At 32.2% G+C, this 16,381-nt stretch carries 11 protein-coding genes and 1 rRNA gene; 10 read left to right on the top strand and 2 right to left on the bottom strand.

The genetic code is table 11. The features are described 5' to 3' along the window. The first annotated feature begins 255 nt into the window (after window positions 1–255). The 3 genes from rrf to nrdJ all read left to right on the top strand — a co-directional run bounded on the left by rrf (window position 256) and on the right by nrdJ (window position 4,011). Window positions 256–372, top strand: a 5S ribosomal RNA gene (rrf, locus tag KQI88_RS17305). A 385-nt stretch (window positions 373–757) separates the two neighbouring features. Then, on the top strand, window positions 758–1,270 hold the full coding sequence (locus KQI88_RS17300; RefSeq protein WP_216419519.1) for a thioredoxin family protein: 513 nt from the start codon (window positions 758–760) through the stop codon (window positions 1,268–1,270). A 386-nt stretch (window positions 1,271–1,656) separates the two neighbouring features. Further along, entirely contained in the window at window positions 1,657–4,011 is a 2,355-nt protein-coding gene (gene nrdJ / locus KQI88_RS17295) for a ribonucleoside-triphosphate reductase, adenosylcobalamin-dependent (RefSeq protein ID WP_216419517.1), read from the top strand. A 38-nt stretch (window positions 4,012–4,049) separates the two neighbouring features. On the opposite strand, the gene fusA is transcribed toward nrdJ, so the two are convergent. Then, window positions 4,050–6,116: an elongation factor G gene (gene fusA, locus KQI88_RS17290; protein WP_216419515.1), complete on the bottom strand. Its 2,067-nt coding sequence runs from the start codon at window positions 6,114–6,116 to the stop codon at window positions 4,050–4,052. Window positions 6,117–6,566: 450 nt separating this feature from the next. Here fusA and KQI88_RS17285 point away from each other — a divergent pair, with 450 nt between their 5' ends. The 5 genes from KQI88_RS17285 (at window position 6,567) to disA (ending at window position 13,601) form a co-directional block, all read left to right on the top strand. Continuing rightward, on the top strand, window positions 6,567–7,076 hold the full coding sequence (locus KQI88_RS17285) for a UvrB/UvrC motif-containing protein (RefSeq protein ID WP_216419514.1): 510 nt from the start codon (window positions 6,567–6,569) through the stop codon (window positions 7,074–7,076). Window positions 7,077–7,087: 11 nt separating this feature from the next. After that, window positions 7,088–8,110, top strand: a complete 1,023-nt coding sequence (locus tag KQI88_RS17280) for a protein arginine kinase (RefSeq protein ID WP_216419512.1) — start codon at window positions 7,088–7,090, stop codon at window positions 8,108–8,110. Window positions 8,111–8,133: 23 nt separating this feature from the next. After that, window positions 8,134–10,575: an ATP-dependent Clp protease ATP-binding subunit gene (locus tag KQI88_RS17275; protein WP_330656263.1), complete on the top strand. Its 2,442-nt coding sequence runs from the start codon at window positions 8,134–8,136 to the stop codon at window positions 10,573–10,575. A 416-nt stretch (window positions 10,576–10,991) separates the two neighbouring features. Beyond that, window positions 10,992–12,353, top strand: a complete 1,362-nt coding sequence (gene radA, locus KQI88_RS17270) for a DNA repair protein RadA (RefSeq protein WP_216419510.1) — start codon at window positions 10,992–10,994, stop codon at window positions 12,351–12,353. Window positions 12,354–12,524: 171 nt separating this feature from the next. Beyond that, window positions 12,525–13,601 carry a DNA integrity scanning diadenylate cyclase DisA gene (disA, locus tag KQI88_RS17265; protein ID WP_216419508.1) on the top strand — a complete coding sequence of 359 codons (1,077 nt, stop codon included), beginning with the start codon at window positions 12,525–12,527 and terminating at the stop codon, window positions 13,599–13,601. A gap of 42 nt (window positions 13,602–13,643) precedes the next feature. Here the strand turns inward: disA and KQI88_RS17260 are convergent, their stop codons facing one another. Beyond that, complete coding sequence (locus KQI88_RS17260; protein WP_216419506.1) at window positions 13,644–14,039, bottom strand: nucleoside triphosphate pyrophosphohydrolase family protein; 396 nt, start codon at window positions 14,037–14,039, stop codon at window positions 13,644–13,646. A gap of 384 nt (window positions 14,040–14,423) precedes the next feature. Between KQI88_RS17260 and KQI88_RS17255 the strand changes: the two genes are divergently transcribed. Next, the gene (locus KQI88_RS17255; RefSeq protein WP_216419504.1) at window positions 14,424–14,927 is read left to right on the top strand and encodes a CarD family transcriptional regulator; all 504 of its coding nucleotides are present in this window, start codon (window positions 14,424–14,426) and stop codon (window positions 14,925–14,927) included. Window positions 14,928–15,099: 172 nt separating this feature from the next. Further along, a complete protein-coding gene (locus tag KQI88_RS17250) occupies window positions 15,100–16,206 on the top strand; it encodes a PIN/TRAM domain-containing protein (protein WP_216419502.1) in 1,107 nt (368 codons plus the stop codon). Window positions 16,207–16,381 lie beyond the last annotated feature (175 nt).

The raw sequence follows: 16,381 nt of genomic DNA, 5'->3' as shown, positions 1-16,381 counted from the left end.
AGCTGATAGGTACTAATAGGTCGAGGGCTTGACCAATATATTCTAACATTGTATAGTTTTGAGGGAATTATTATGACCTAACCCGATTTATGAAATAAATTGTAGGTAGGTCAAACGCAATGAGCATCAAATTTGTATGACCGCAAGGGAGTAAACAAATTTAGAGTGCAAAACTGCGAAAAAAATCTCTTGACATATTACTTATTAAAGTGGTATGATTAAAATCCAGTTGAAAAACAACTTGATTTTCAAAAATATCGTGGCAATAGCGAAGGGGTCACACCTGTTCCCATACCGAACACAGTAGTTAAGCCCTTCAGCGCTGATGGTACTTGGCGGGAAGCTGCCTGGGAGAGTAGGTCGCTGCGATATATTTAAGAACACAGTTACAATTTATGTAGCTGTGTTTTTTTATTGTCTAAAAATGTATAAGTTCTTTAATTATTAATGGTTTTTAAAGAACAAATTGATTAGTAATATTTTGATCACTTGTGGCTTTTAAACTTAATTTTAAAATTATAAGTGGGACAGGAGTTTATGCGATAGCATTAGACAACTTTTTTATTTTTATAAGAATATCAATAAGAATCCTTCAATAGAATATATAAAGAGACTAATGTATAGTAGTTAACATAACACATGGCAAAATAAGGATACAACATTCTCTATAAAATATAACATAAGTATCTTAAATTTAAAACTGAATAATGGTATAATAGTAACATAGAATTGTGGAGAAATACTAGGGGGTATGAAAATGATATTTCAACAATTATTTGAATCAGGCATGTCTTTCGAAGTATTCGCTCCTAATGGTCAAGATGCGAATATAGAGAAGTTACTAGAAGTATATAATGGAATTGAACTTGACGAAGAATTGATTAGTAAAATTCAGTCAATAGATAAGCCAATATATCTACTGGCCTTTGCAGAATTATGGTGTCCCGACTGTATTATCAATTTACCCGCTATAAAAAAATTAAATGATATTAATCCAAACATCACATTCAGTATTTTACCTAGAGAAGGTAATGAAAATTACATGGATAATTACAAAATAAGTGGAAAACATAAAATCCCAACCTTTGTTGTACTAAATGATAGATTTGAAGAAATAGGAGTATTTATTGAAACTCCAAAGATAGTTAAAGAAATTGTAAACAAGGGAAATCAGGTAGAGATTATTGTGGCAAAACGTAAGTACCGTAAGGGAGAGTACATTAAAGATACTATAAAAGAAATTACTAATATAATAATGAAAAGAAATTAGGTTCAAAAAGGCAGCTGTGCTGCCTTTTTGATTGCTTAGAAAAGTATAGATTTCTTAATTATTGAAAGCTTTTAAAAAATTAGAAGGCCTGTGATATTTTAAGCACTTGAAATTTAAAAGCTTAAGCTTTTAAATTGAGTGCACTATGAGTAGATGTCATAGCATCAGAGGAATTTTTATATTAAGTAAGAAAGTAAGATAAACATATATATTTCTAAATAACATATAAAAAATGGGCTAAAAAAGAGCTACAGTGGTGATATGTATTTTGACTTTAAGCATTACTGGTGCTACAATATTTAGTATATATTAACAAAAAGAAGTACCATATGTAGTTTATTTGGTGCTTTTTGTTGCTATTTTACACATTAGCAAGGAGGAGTTTTATGATACACGTGATAAAACGAGATGGCAGATTAGTTAAGTTTAACTCAGCTAAAATTACCAATGCAATCAACAAAGCTATGGCAGAAACAAAGATAGGTATTGATGAAAACTTGAGTGCAAAGATTACATCAGAAATTGAAGAAAAGATTAAAAGTGAGTCCGAGCCTATTCATGTGGAGGAGATACAAGATATTGTAGAAATGATGCTAATGTCTTCAGACAGAAAAGATGTTGCTAAACGATATATTATTTATAGAAATGAAAGAGCTAAGGTTAGAACCATGCAAAAAAACTCCGATGAAAAATTATTAACTGATGAATTTATTAGCAAATATAAGCATCAACTTTCGCCGTTAAATCAATTAGGAAACTTTGTATATTACCGTACATATTCTAGATGGCTACCAGAGGAAGGTAGAAGAGAGTACTGGTGGGAAACCGTTAGAAGGGCAGTTGAATATAATTGTAGTTTAGTACCCACTAGAAGAGAAGAGGCAGAGAGGTTATTTGACAATGTTTATAACCTTAGACAATTTTTATCTGGAAGAACATTTTGGGTAGGTGGAACTTCTGTTGCTCAGAACTATCCTATGTCAAATTACAACTGTTCTTTTTTAGTTATTGATAGTTTTGAAGCCTTTAGAGATCTTTTTTACCTGTTAATGATTGGTTCAGGGGTAGGGGCTAGAGTTTTAAAGGATGATGTAAAAAATCTACCTAAAATAAGAACAGATTATGAAATTATACATAAGGATTACAGTCCTATACCATCAAATGGAAGAGAAGATAATACAAGTCTTCAGTTTTCATATAATAATACAGTTAAAATAACAGTAGGAGATAGTAAAGAAGGCTGGATACAATCTTTAGATTTCTTCTTTAAATTGCTGTATAGCAATGAATATAGAAATATTAAAACAATTATTGTAGATTATGATCACGTTAGACCGAAAGGAGCAAAATTAAAATCCTTTGGAGGTACTGCTAGCGGACATTCAAGTCTTAAAAATATGTTCTATAAAATAGATAAAGTAATTAAAAATAATAAAAAAATAAATGGTTCTGGTAAAGTAAAACTTAGACCAATCGATTGCTTAGATATCGCTAATATTATCGGAGAAAATGTTGTTGTAGGTGGAGTTAGGCGTACTGCTGAAATGATTTTAATTGATGCTGACGATCAACAATGTATTGAGGCTAAATCTAACCTATACAAGCAGATAGATGGTCAATGGATAGTTGATGAAAAAATTATACATAGGCAGATGAGTAATAACTCAATTTATTATACAAAAAAACCAACTCGTGAAAAACTTCATTGGCAAATACAGCAGATGCGTTATTCTGGTGAGCCTGGATGGGTTAATTCAGAAGCTGCAGCAAAGCGTAGACCTAATATGAATGGAGTAAATCCATGTGGAGAGATTCTGTTAGATTCTCAAGGATTATGTAACTTAACTACCATTAATGTTTTAGCCTTTGTAAAAGAGGACGGAACATTAGATTTAGAAGGTATTAAAGAAGCCCAAAGATTATCTGTAAGAGCAGGTTATAGAATGACCTGCGTAGAGTTAGAACTATCACATTGGGATCAAGTACAGCAAAGGGATAAGCTAGTTGGTTGTTCTATGACAGGATGGCAAGACATGGTTAATGCTACATCTATGACAAGGGAAAAACAAGCTGAATTACTTAAGATATTAAGAAAATCAGCACGAGTTGAAGTGGATTTATATGCTAGAGAAATTGGACAAAATCCACCACTATTGGTCACCACTGTAAAGCCTGAAGGGACATTAAGTCAATTACCTACTGTATCTAGTGGTGTTCATTATTCTCATTCTCCTTATTATATAAGAAGAATAAGAGTTAGTTCTCATGATCCGTTAGTAAAGGTATGTGAGGAGTTAGAATATCCGGTTTATCCTGAGGTAGGGCAAGATTGGGAGACATGTTCTACTAAGGTTGTAGAATTCCCCGTTAAAGCACCAATAGGTAAAACTAAGTATGATATTTCTGCAATAGAGCAGCTAGAAAATTACAAGCTATTTATGGAGAATTATGTAGATCATAATTGCTCTATAACTGTTCATGTAAGAAATCACGAATGGGAAGAAGTAGAAGAGTGGATATGGAATAATTGGGATGATGTTGTTGCACTTTCATTTTTGGCTTTAGAAGATAATTTTTATCAACTATTACCATACGAAGCAATCGACGAAGAGGAGTATAAGGAAAGAATTAGTAAAATGAAGCCTTTCATACCTTCACTAATTAGCAAATACGAAAAACAGGAAATGGATTTAGATATTGGCGATGATGGCTGTGAAAACGGTATTTGTCCAGTAAGATAAAAAATAAGCATGTGCAAATATTTGCACATGCTTATTTTCTATTTAGCGGCCCTAGCAGCATCTACTACTTTTTCACTAATCATTTGAGGCACTTCTTCATAGCGTGTAAATTCCATTGTGAAGCTACCTCTTGCTTGAGTCATTGATCTTAAGTCGGTAGCATATTTAAACATTTCAGATTGAGGAGCTTCTGCAATTATTAATTGCATTCCCTTTGGTTGTGGCTCCATGCCTAAAATTCTACCTCTACGTTTGTTTAAATCTCCCATTACATCTCCCATATATTCTTCAGGAACAATAACACTCACTTTTACAATAGGTTCCAGTAATACAGGTTTAGCTGATTCCATACCTTTTTTGAAAGCTAATGATGCAGCAATTTTAAATGCCATTTCGGATGAATCTACGTCATGATATGATCCATCATACAGTGTAGCTTTAAGGTTTACTACAGGATAACCAGCAAGTACTCCTGCTTCTAAGCAATCTTTTAGTCCTTTTTCTACTGCTGGTATATAAGACTTAGGAACAGATCCTCCAAATATTTCTTCTGCAAACTCGAAGTCATTAGCAGCAGGTTCAAAACGAATTTTGACATCTCCATATTGTCCATGGCCTCCAGATTGTTTTTTATGTTTTCCTTGAACATCTGATTTACCCTTAATTGTTTCACGGTAAGGTACTTTAGGATCTTTAAGCTCAACATCTACTCCAAACTTATTTTTAAGTTTACTTGTAATGATTTTAATGTGTAACTCTCCTTGACCAAATATAAGAGTTTGTTTAGTTTCAGGATTTCTTTCAAATAAGAAAGAAGGATCTTCTTCTGATAGACGCTGAAGTCCAGAACTTATTTTTTCTTCATCACCTTTTGCTTTTGGTTCAACACTTAAAGCAAGTTGTGGTTTAACAAAATCTATATTACTAAACACAACTGGATGGTTAACACTACATAAAGTATCTCCAGTACTTGTATGCTGAAGTTTAGCAACAGCTACAATATCCCCAGCTGAAATTTCTTTTATATCAATTTGATTTTTTCCTCTTAATAAAAATAAGGAAGCAATTTTTTCTTTTTCATCTTTATTTGAATTTAATACTTCAGTATCTGATGTAAGTTTTCCTGAAATGACTTTTAAAATAGAGATTTTACCTACATAGGGATCGACAACTGTTTTAAACACTTGTGCAGAGAAAGGCTGATTTGGTTCTAGAGTGCGTTCTACGATTTGGTCTGTATAAGGATTTGTTCCCTTCTTTGAAGGCATATCCATAGGTGATGGAGAGTAATCTATTAACATATCTAGTAAGGTATGAGTGCCTATATTTTTCATAGAGGCTCCACAAAGAACTGGAACTATATCACCGTTAATAACACCTTTTCTAAGTCCGTCATGTATTTCTTGTTTGGTAAAGACTTCGCCTGAAAAGTATTTTTCTAATAAGGATTCATCACTTTCAGCAACTGATTCTAATAATAGCTCTCGAATTGATTCTGCTTGAGGCAATAGTGCTTCTGGAATAGGCTTTTCTATACAATCCTTCCCGTTATATTCCCTAGCTATCATTTTTACAACGTTAATATTGCCTACAAAGTTTTCATTTTCTCCAAGGGGAATTTGAAATGGAGCAATTTTTTTGCCAAACTTTTCTCTTAAATCATTTAATACCTTATCAAAGTTAGCATTTTCACGATCCATCTTATTAATAAATATAAAAGTAGGCTTTTTACTATCTGCAATAAGGTCCCAGGCTTTTTCTGTTCCTACTTCTACTCCACTTGTGGCATCTACTAAAATAACTGTTCCACCAGCGGCTTTTAATGCACTTTGCACTTCTCCAATAAAGTCAAAATATCCAGGGGTGTCTAGAAGGTTAATTTTATAATTCTGCCATTCTATAGGGATAATGGATGTACTAATGGATATACTTCTTGAAGCTTCTTCTTTATCAAAATCAGAAATTGTATTTCCATCTTCAACTCTGCCCATACGATTAGTCAATTTTGCCGAATATAGAACTGCTTCTGCCAATGTTGTTTTACCACAACCTCCATGTCCTAAAAAAGCAATGTTTCTAATGTGGTCAGCTTGATACCCTTTCATGTCCCTTCCTCCTCGCTATTTGTGTAATAGATTTTAGATTAATAAAAACATTCTATATATTTATTAAAAATCCTCTTTATTTTTAAAAAATTCTAAAAATACCTTGCTTAAAGAGGAATTATTAACAAATTCTTTAGTTTTAATTTTAAGGCATTACAAGGATTTACCTACTGCTGATAATATGTCCATAGTCTAATATATTTTTTTTGAACTAAATTATGTATTAAATTTATAGATGTAGGGTATAAAGTGATAAAAAGAGATAAGCTTTGAAATTTAGTAATTAATTTAGTTATTTGTTTAAATTTAATCAAATTGTGGAATTATTGTAATATAGCATACTTGTAGATAAGTATAAGATTAATTATAATATTATAAAAATTTTAATATAAAGTATAATATGAGACCCAAGTTTTGGAGGCTTTTTTAATAGATAGGAGGGAAAATAAAATGATTTGTGAAGAATGTAAGAGTAAGGATTCAACGGTACATATGACTAAGTTTATAAATGGTAAAAAAGAAGAAATAAACTTATGTGAGGAATGTGCAAAGAAAAAGGAAATATCAAGTTTTGAAAATAATTTCTCAATACACAGTTTTTTAGCAAGCCTATTAGAAGGGAATACAGCTCCAAGTGTAAATATTACATATAAACAAAATAAAAAATGTCCGCAGTGCGGATCTACATATAATGATTTTAAAGAAACTGGACGATTAGGGTGTAATATATGTTATGAGACTTTTAGTGACATGCTTACCCCTTTAATTAGAAGGATACAAGGTAACACTGTTCATGTTGGTAAAGTTCCTAAAAGATCAGGTGCTTCTATTAGGTTGAGGAATGAATTAAAAAGCTTAAAAGACAAATTACAACAGTTAGTGGTGCAAGAGGAGTTTGAAGAGGCAGCAAAGATAAGAGATGATATTAGACGCCTTGAAGGTGAAATTGATAGGATGTAGGGGGTGTTAATATGCCTAAATGGCTAAAAGGAATTGGACCAGAATCAGATATAGTTATTAGTAGTAGAATTCGCATGGCTCGTAATATAGAGTCAATACCATTTCCACACTATTTAAATGAAGAGAAGTCTCAAAATATTATAGATAAGGTATATACAACTATAAGCAGTGGTAATTTATCCCTTAAAAACGATTTTAGTCTAATTAAGATGAAAGAAAGTGACGTAGTAGATAGATTAAACTATGTTGAAAAGCATTTAATTAGCCCTGCATTAGCTAGAAATACTTTAGGTGGAGCAGTACTAATTAATAAAGAAGAAACAATTAGTATTATGATAAATGAAGAGGATCATATTCGTATTCAATGTCTTTTGCCAGGGTTGCAGTTAGATAAGTGTCTGGATATAGGAGATAAAATAGATGATTTATTGGAGGAAAATATTAAATATACCTTCGATGAACAATTAGGATATTTAACTTCCTGTCCTACTAATGTAGGCACTGGAATTAGAGCTTCTGTTATGGTTCATTTGCCTGCGCTTAGCTTAATCGGATATATTAACGGTGTTTTTCATATTGCTAGTAAAATAGGCCTTGCGGTTAGAGGTATCTATGGCGAAGGTACACAATACCTAGGAAATATTTATCAAATTTCTAATCAAGTGACATTAGGAGCATCTGAAGAGGAACTAGTTAATAATCTTCAGAATGTTACTCTCCAGATTATTCAAAATGAAAGGACAGCTAGGGAGAACTTGTTAAAAACAAAAAGTATTGAATTGGAGGATAAGGTATTTAGGTCCTATGGAACTCTTAAACAAGCTAGGCTACTGTCATCTAATGAAGCTATGCAATTGATTTCAGATGTAAAATTAGGAGTTAACTTAGAGTTAATTAAGGAAGTATCTACAGAAAAATTAAATGAGCTTATTGCAATAATACAGCCAGGATATTTACAAAAATATTTTAAGTCAGAATTAACTGGTATTGAAAGAGATATAAAAAGGGCACAATTAGTAAGAGAAAGTTTATGATAACAATTTAGGAGGGATTATATATGGCCATGTTTGGAAGATTTACTGAACGAGCTCAAAGAGTTATTACTCTTTCCCAACAAGTGGCTCAACAGTTGGGGCATAGCTATGTAGGTACAGAACACTTATTATTAGCAATTATTAAAGAGGAAGAGAGTATTGCTGCTAAGGCACTAAAAAATCTAGGTATAGAAATTGAAAGCATACAGCAGATAGTAGTAAACGCAATAGGTGTGGGTAATAAGCCTGTAGAGTTATTAGGCTATACTCCACGGACTAAAAAGGTTTTTGAACTTAGTGTTGCAGAGGCTAGAAATTTAAATCATAACTATGTAGGTACAGAACATTTACTTCTAGGATTAATAAAAGAAGGAGATGGAATTGCATCTCAAATTCTAATACAATTAGGAGTAAATTTACAAAATGTTAGAGAAGAAGTACTGAAACTATTAAATAATGGTGGAACTGCTGGAACCAATAAGAAACCTTCAGTAGATAGTAATAAAAATACACCTACTTTAAATCAATTTGGTCGAGATCTTAATGAGCTTGCTCGTGAAGGAAAAATTGATCCTGTAATTGGAAGGAGTAAAGAAATAGATAGAGTTATACAAGTGCTAAGCCGTAGAACAAAGAATAATCCTTGTCTAATTGGAGAACCTGGAGTAGGTAAAACTGCTGTAGCCGAGGGACTAGCGCAAAAAATAGTAGAAGGTAATGTTCCTGAACTATTAAAAGATAAAAGAGTAGTTACTTTAGACTTAGCATCTATGGTGGCTGGAGCTAAGTATCGTGGAGAGTTTGAAGATCGATTAAAAAAGGTAATGGAGGAGCTACGTACAGCAACTAATGTAATATTATTTATAGATGAAATGCATACGATAATAGGTGCAGGTGCGGCAGAAGGCGCAATAGATGCAGCTAATATACTAAAGCCTGCTCTAGCTAGAGGAGAGATACAAGTAATCGGGGCTACTACATTAGATGAATACAGAAAGCATATAGAAAAGGATGCTGCCCTTGAGAGAAGATTCCAACCTATTACTGTTGATGAGCCAACAGTCGAAGATACTATTAAAATACTAGAGGGATTAAGGGATAAATATGAGGCCCATCATGGAGTTAAAATTACCGACGAAGCTTTAAAAGCAGCCGCAGAACTTTCTGCAAGATATATTACAGATCGGTTTTTACCTGATAAAGCTATAGACTTAATTGATGAAGCTGCATCTAAGGTTAGAATATTTACAGTTACTACACCACCAGATTTAAAGGACTTAGAGGAAAAAATAGAGCAGCTTTCTAAGGAAAAAGAAGAGGCTATTAGTGTACAGGATTTTGAGAGAGCCGCTAAAATAAGAGACGAAGAAAAGAAAACAAATCAGGAATTAGAAGAAAGAAAAAATACTTGGAGAAATAAAGATAAAGAGGCTACAGTTTCTGTTGAAGAAATAGCTAATATTGTATCTGATTGGACAGGTGTACCTGTAAATAAGCTTCAACAGGAAGAATCTCAAAAACTACTTAATATGGAGGAAATCCTTCATAAAAGGGTAATAGGACAACAAGAAGCAGTAAAGTCCGTTGCAAGGGCGATTAGAAGGGCACGAGTTGGACTGAAGGATCCTAAAAGACCAATTGGTTCATTTATATTTTTAGGACCTACAGGGGTAGGAAAAACAGAATTATCAAAAGCATTGGCAGAGTCTATGTTTGGTGATGAAGATGCTATGATTCGTATTGATATGTCTGAATACATGGAAAAACATACAGTTTCAAGACTTATAGGATCTCCACCGGGATATGTAGGCTTTGACGAAGGTGGACAACTGACAGAAAAGGTTAGAAGAAAACCATACTCTGTAATATTATTTGATGAGGTAGAAAAGGCACATCCAGATGTATTTAATATATTATTACAAATATTAGATGATGGCCGATTAACAGATGCTCAAGGAAGAACAGTAGACTTTAAAAATACTGTAGTTATTATGACTTCCAACGTTGGTGCCCATACTATTAGAAAGCAAAAAACCTTAGGCTTTACCGTTAGTGAAGATGATTTAGCTAAAAATGAATATGAAAAAATGAAAGAAAATATTATGGAAGAACTTAGAAGAACCTTTAGGCCAGAGTTTTTAAATAGAATAGATGATATTATAGTATTCCATGCATTAGAAAGAGAGCATATTGGAGAAATCGTAGACTTAATGCTAGAAGATTTAAGAAAGCGATTAGAAGATTTAAATATTAATCTTGAAATAAGTAATGAGGCAAAAGTATTTATTGCAGATAAAGGTTTTGATGCACAATTTGGTGCAAGACCTTTAAAAAGGGCAATACAAAAAATGGTAGAAGATAAGCTATCTGAAGAATTATTAAAAGGAACTATTAAATCAGGCAGCGACGTATTAGTTGATTTATCTGGGGATAAGCTTGTAATTAGACCTAAGGTAAGTTTATAAAATTAGATTATATAAAAAATATATTAGAAGAGGACCTATGTGTCTATTCTTGATAAAATAAGCCGATTATAGGATTATAACCTAGATCGGTTTATTTTATTGTAAAATTTTTAAATGACTATAGTATATGAAGAAATTTAATTAATATAAAAGGAATTAATACAAAAATAAAGAATTATATAAATATATGTATATTTTACCAATGTTAAAATGAGGGAATATATCAAACTGTCTATATTCTTTTTACTAGTTAGTGGATTATTTTCATTTGTAGCCTGGGAGATAAATGATAAAAAGTACAGGGATTTAAAGGGGGAAGAAAGCCTATAGCATTTCTCAATTTTTGCTAGGACAGTTTAACTGTCCTAGTTTTATGTTACAATATAAGGATAGAGAAAATAGGAGTAGGTGATCATATGGCGAAGGTTAAAAGTAAATTTGTATGTCAAGAATGTGGATATGAGAGTGCTAAATGGTTAGGAAGGTGTCCGGGGTGTAGTAACTGGAATAGTATGGAGGAAGAGATAGTAGGAGGTAAAAAGGAATTTAAACGATCGCCTACAATAGTTAGTCAATCTAAACCTCAGCCTATTAAAGATGTCAAATCTGGTGCTTATGAAAGATATAATACTCAGATTAAAGAATTAAATAGAGTTTTAGGAGGAGGATTAGTAAAAGGATCTCTAACATTAATAACTGGAGAACCAGGTATTGGTAAATCCACTTTAATTTTACAGGCCAGTAGCACTGTTGCAGAAACCTATGGAAAAACCCTTTATGTATCTGGAGAGGAATCTGAGGAGCAAATAAAGATGAGAGGAGAAAGATTAAACTCTCTTTCTGATAATTTATATATAGTTTCAGAAACAAATGTGGATGTTATTGAAAAGTATATTGAGGAGTACGAGCCCGTCTTTGTTATTATAGATTCTATACAAACATTATTTAAAGAAGATCTTTCTTCTGCCCCTGGGAGTGTTTCGCAGGTTAAGGAGTGCGCTAATAATTTAATGAGAATTGGTAAATCCAAAAATATTCCTATGTTTATAGTAGCTCATGTTACAAAGCAAGGTGAATTGGCAGGGCCTAGAGTTTTAGAGCATATGGTTGATACGGTACTACATTTTGAAGGAGAAAGAACTCAAGAGTTTAGAATATTAAGGGCTTTAAAAAACAGATTTGGTACTACTAGTGAAATCGGTGTTTTTGAAATGAGGGAAGAGGGGTTAGTTGAAGTTAGTAATCCTTCAGCTATATTTTTAGAATCATTAACTCCAGAGGCGGAAGGTGCTATTGTAGTTGCAACGGTTGAAGGCACTAGACCACTTTTAGTGGAAATACAAGCATTGGTAGCTCCTACTAATGCAGGTTTTCCAAGGCGAACTGCTGTAGGAATTGATCTAAATAGATTAAATTTAATTATTGCGGTTTTAGAAAAGAAAATAGGCCTACCTTTAATGAATCAAGATATTTATGTGAATGTAGTGGGAGGATTAAAACTCGAAGGAACCTCTGCAGATTTAGGTGTTGCTATGGCCATTTACTCTAGTATGAGAGGTGTATCTATTCCATCAAAGGAAATGATTGCTATGGGAGAAATAAGCTTAACAGGAGAGCTAAGACCTATTAGTCAGCTAGAAAAAATGATGAAAGAAGCTGAAAAAATGGGATTCATAACTGCTATAATACCTGATAAAAATAAGTTTAGATTTGATGGGAATATTATGAAATATAAGGGCGTAAATACATTAAGAGATGCTTTAGAATTATTATCATAGGTAATCTATTGTCATAATTGTTTTTGAAAATAGGAACTGAGTAGGAAATTAGATAATATTGCATTTATATGACAGAATTTGTAGATTAATTGGGAAAATAATGTTAAAATTATTAATCGTAGGGAAAATATTGATTATAGCTATTAATAGGTTGTAAGGGAGGCGTAAATTTTGAAAGAATCACGAATTGAAGAAGCCCAGTTATTTGAAGCCATTAAGATGGTAGCCCCCGGAACCCATTTAAGGGAAGGCTTAGAAAATGTATTAAAGGCGAAAACCGGTGCACTTATAGTTGTTGGTGATAGTGAAGAAGTAAGAAGTATGATAGATGGAGGCTTTGCTATAAATGTAGATTTTTCTCCCGCCTATCTATATGAGCTATGTAAAATGGACGGAGCTATTGTTTTAAGTAGTGATAGTAAAAAAATTCTATATGCTAATACGCAAATAATGACAGATCCATCAATTTTTTCAGCAGAGACAGGCACACGCCATAGAACAGCTGAAAGGGTGGCAAAGGCAACTGGACAAGTGGTTATTTCGATTTCTCAGAGGCGACATATTATAACTTTGTATAGAGGGTATAGTAAGTATATTGTGCAGGATACTAATAAAATTTTGACTAAAGCTAATCAGGCTATTCAAACCCTTGAAAAATATAAATCTGTATTGGATCAAGCTATGATAAATTTAAGTGCTTTAGAGTTTGAAGATTTAGTTACTGTATATGATGTAACTACTGTAATACAGAGAACAGAAATGGTTATAAAGATAGTACATGAAATAGAGAAGTATATTTATGAGCTAGGTAATGAAGGTAGGCTAGTAAATATGCAGATGGAAGAGCTAGTAGCTAATGTTGTAGAGGACGGTAAACACGTAATTAAGGATTATAATCTTAACTTAGAAACTGAAGAGGGCAATATTCATAAGATGATACATGGATTATCTTCAGAAGAATTGTTGGATTTATCCTCAATAGCAAAAATATTAGGATATGGTTCTAATGTTAATGCATTAGATATTTCAGTGTCTCCTAGAGGATATAGAATTTTAAATAAAATACCGAGACTTCCTTTAGCAGTAATTGATAATTTATTAAAGCAATTCGCCAGTTTTCAAAAGATACTTAAGGCGTCTACAGATCAATTAGATGATGTTGAAGGTATCGGAGAGGTTAGAGCTAGAGCTATAAAAGAAGGACTAAGGAGATTACAAGAACAGGTACTTTTAGACAGGCATATATAGGAAAAGGGGATGAAGAAATTCTTCATCCCCTAATATTTACAATTATAGTAGTCCATATTTTCCTAATGCTTTTACTTGAGAGGCATAGTTTTCTAACATATCATCTATGTTTATGTTAAATGAATTACACAGTGCTGTAATATAGAATATGGTAGTAGATATCTCTTCCTCTATCTTCTCTTTGCAAATATCACATAAATAGCCTTCTACATGATTTGACATATAATTCTTTAATTCTGAATATGAAATATCTTCTGGTATTCCTTGTTTTTGACTATGAATTTGAATACAACCACAGTGAGTTACAGATTTTGCCACCGCTCGATTAACTTTGGCACTACTTTCTTGAAGCTTACTTAAAATATCTAAAATACTTTTGTGTCTTATTAATACTTCATCCACTTGATCTTGAAATTGGTTAAAAGAAAATTGTTCCATAAAGTCAACTCCTAAAGTCTTTTTATTGTTTAAGTAAAGTATGAATTTTAACTATTGAGTATTTTAAAGAAGTAGTAGGTTAGAATTATTTTAAGCACTTTGAAATCTAGAGTAAATTTTAAGTGCACCATAAGTCGATGCGATAGCATCAGACGAATTTTAACTTAATTATACTTTTAGATGCTTGTATTTGTCAATGTTGTAGAAGAAAAATATATATTTAAATGTGAAACTTAAATATATTAAAAATATCTTAAAAAAATCTTAAAAAGTATTTGACAACTAATAACTCATATGATAAAATTAACATTTTAGTTGACATATTTGACTATATAATGTATACTATAATAGATAACAAATCACCATTTTCTGGGAGGGTCAAATATGTTTAACATTGGAGAAAAAGTTGTCTATCCTATGCATGGTGCTGGTGTGATAGAGTCTATTGAAGAGAGAGAAATCTTAGGTGAAAGAAGAAAGTATTATATAATGAGAATGCCTATTGGAGATATGAAGGTAATGATTCCTTTAGATCAGATAGATGATATAGGCATTAGAAAGGTAATTGATTCTGAGGAAATTGAAAATGTGCTAGATGTATTAGCTTCTGATACAACTAAAATGCATCAAAACTGGAATCGTAGATATCGAGCTAATATGGACTTGATTAAAACTGGAGATGTTTATGAAATAGCGGAAGTTGTAAGAAATTTAACATTAATGGATAAGGAAAAAGGACTATCTACAGGAGAGAGAAAGATGCTTAGTAATGCAAGACAAATTTTAATTAGTGAAATTGTTCTTGTGGCTGAAGTATCAGAGGAAGAAGCGTCTAATCTTGTTGAATCAGTTATCTTACAACAAACTGTGCCAGATACAGCTTTGTAGAAAACTCAACTTAGTAGTTGTAATTTCATTGAATGTATCTATGGAAACTTCATTTTGGAAGATATATACAAAAGAAGTTTCCTATTAGTTTATAAAAATTATTTAAGTATTTATCATATTTGCTTTTAGAAACAATAAAATGGGGCATAATGGATAAATAGGAGGTGGTTTAATGATAAATAAAATAATCCGAGGAATTTTGACAACACTCGGTGCCGTAACGGGTCTTGCATTATATATGTATATCGTTAATGCTATGGCTTTGGTGGATATCACCAATGATTTTAAAAGTTATATAATAGGAATTATAATTGCTTCATTAACAAGTGGTAGTATGTTATTTATTTTATCTCCTTGGTTGATTAATCAGGGTAGAAACACTGCTAATTGGATAGAGAGGGAACTCTCTAAGGTTCCTACTGTAGACATTGTTTCAGGCTCTATAGGATTAATAACTGGACTTATAATTTCTTATTTAATTACCAACTTAATTACTAGTATTATGCCTGTTCCTATATTTAGCTCTATTTTGTCTACTTTAATCTATATATTTATGGGTTATCTTGGTATAAAGATTGCAACTAAGAAAATGGGAGAACTACCTAATATTCAAGCTGTGTTTAAGAGAAATTTATTAAAAGAACGTAACGCTAAAAAAGAGAATCAAGGATGCCCTAAGGTTTTAGACACTAGTGTAATTATTGATGGTAGAATTGCTGATATTTGTAGAACTGGATTTGTAGAGGGACCGTTAATAATTCCAGGCTTTGTATTAGAAGAGTTAAGACATATAGCTGATTCATCTGATGCATTAAAGCGTAATCGTGGAAGAAGAGGATTAGATATTTTAAATATGATTCAAAAAGAATTAGATATTGAAGTAAAAATGTACGAAAAGGATTTTCCAGATATTGCAGAAGTAGACTCTAAATTATTAAAGCTTGCTCAAGTATTAGATGGCAAGGTTATAACTAATGATTATAATTTAAATAAGGTAGCTGAGTTTCAAGGTGTGCCAGTACTGAATATTAATGAGCTAGCTAATGCGGTAAAACCTGTAGTACTGCCTGGGGAGGAAATGCTTGTGCAGGTAGTGAAGGATGGTAAGGAATCTGGCCAAGGGTTAGCTTACTTAGACGATGGTACAATGATAGTTGTAGAAAGTGGTAAAAAATATATAGGCCAAACTATAGATGTATTAGTAACTAGTGTATTGCAAACAGCAGCTGGTCGTATGATTTTTGCAAAACCAAAGGCATTAGTTGATAAATCAGCATAGAATAAAAACTTAACTAATATGGAATTTTAAATTCTAATAATAAATATAGCCTTCTTACTAAGAAAGTAAGGAGGCTTTTATCATATAATAAAGAGAAAAATTTCTGATTGCGGAGAGCTTCTAAGAAACAGGAGCTTGGCAATATTTGAGCACTTGAAATTTTTAAAACTATGTT

It is taken from the genome of Alkaliphilus flagellatus (assembly GCF_018919215.1).
GTDB lineage: Bacteria > Bacillota > Clostridia > Peptostreptococcales > Natronincolaceae > Alkaliphilus_B > Alkaliphilus_B flagellatus.
Note: the sequence above shows the minus strand (reverse complement) of the source record. Positions and strands in the feature narration are given on the sequence as shown.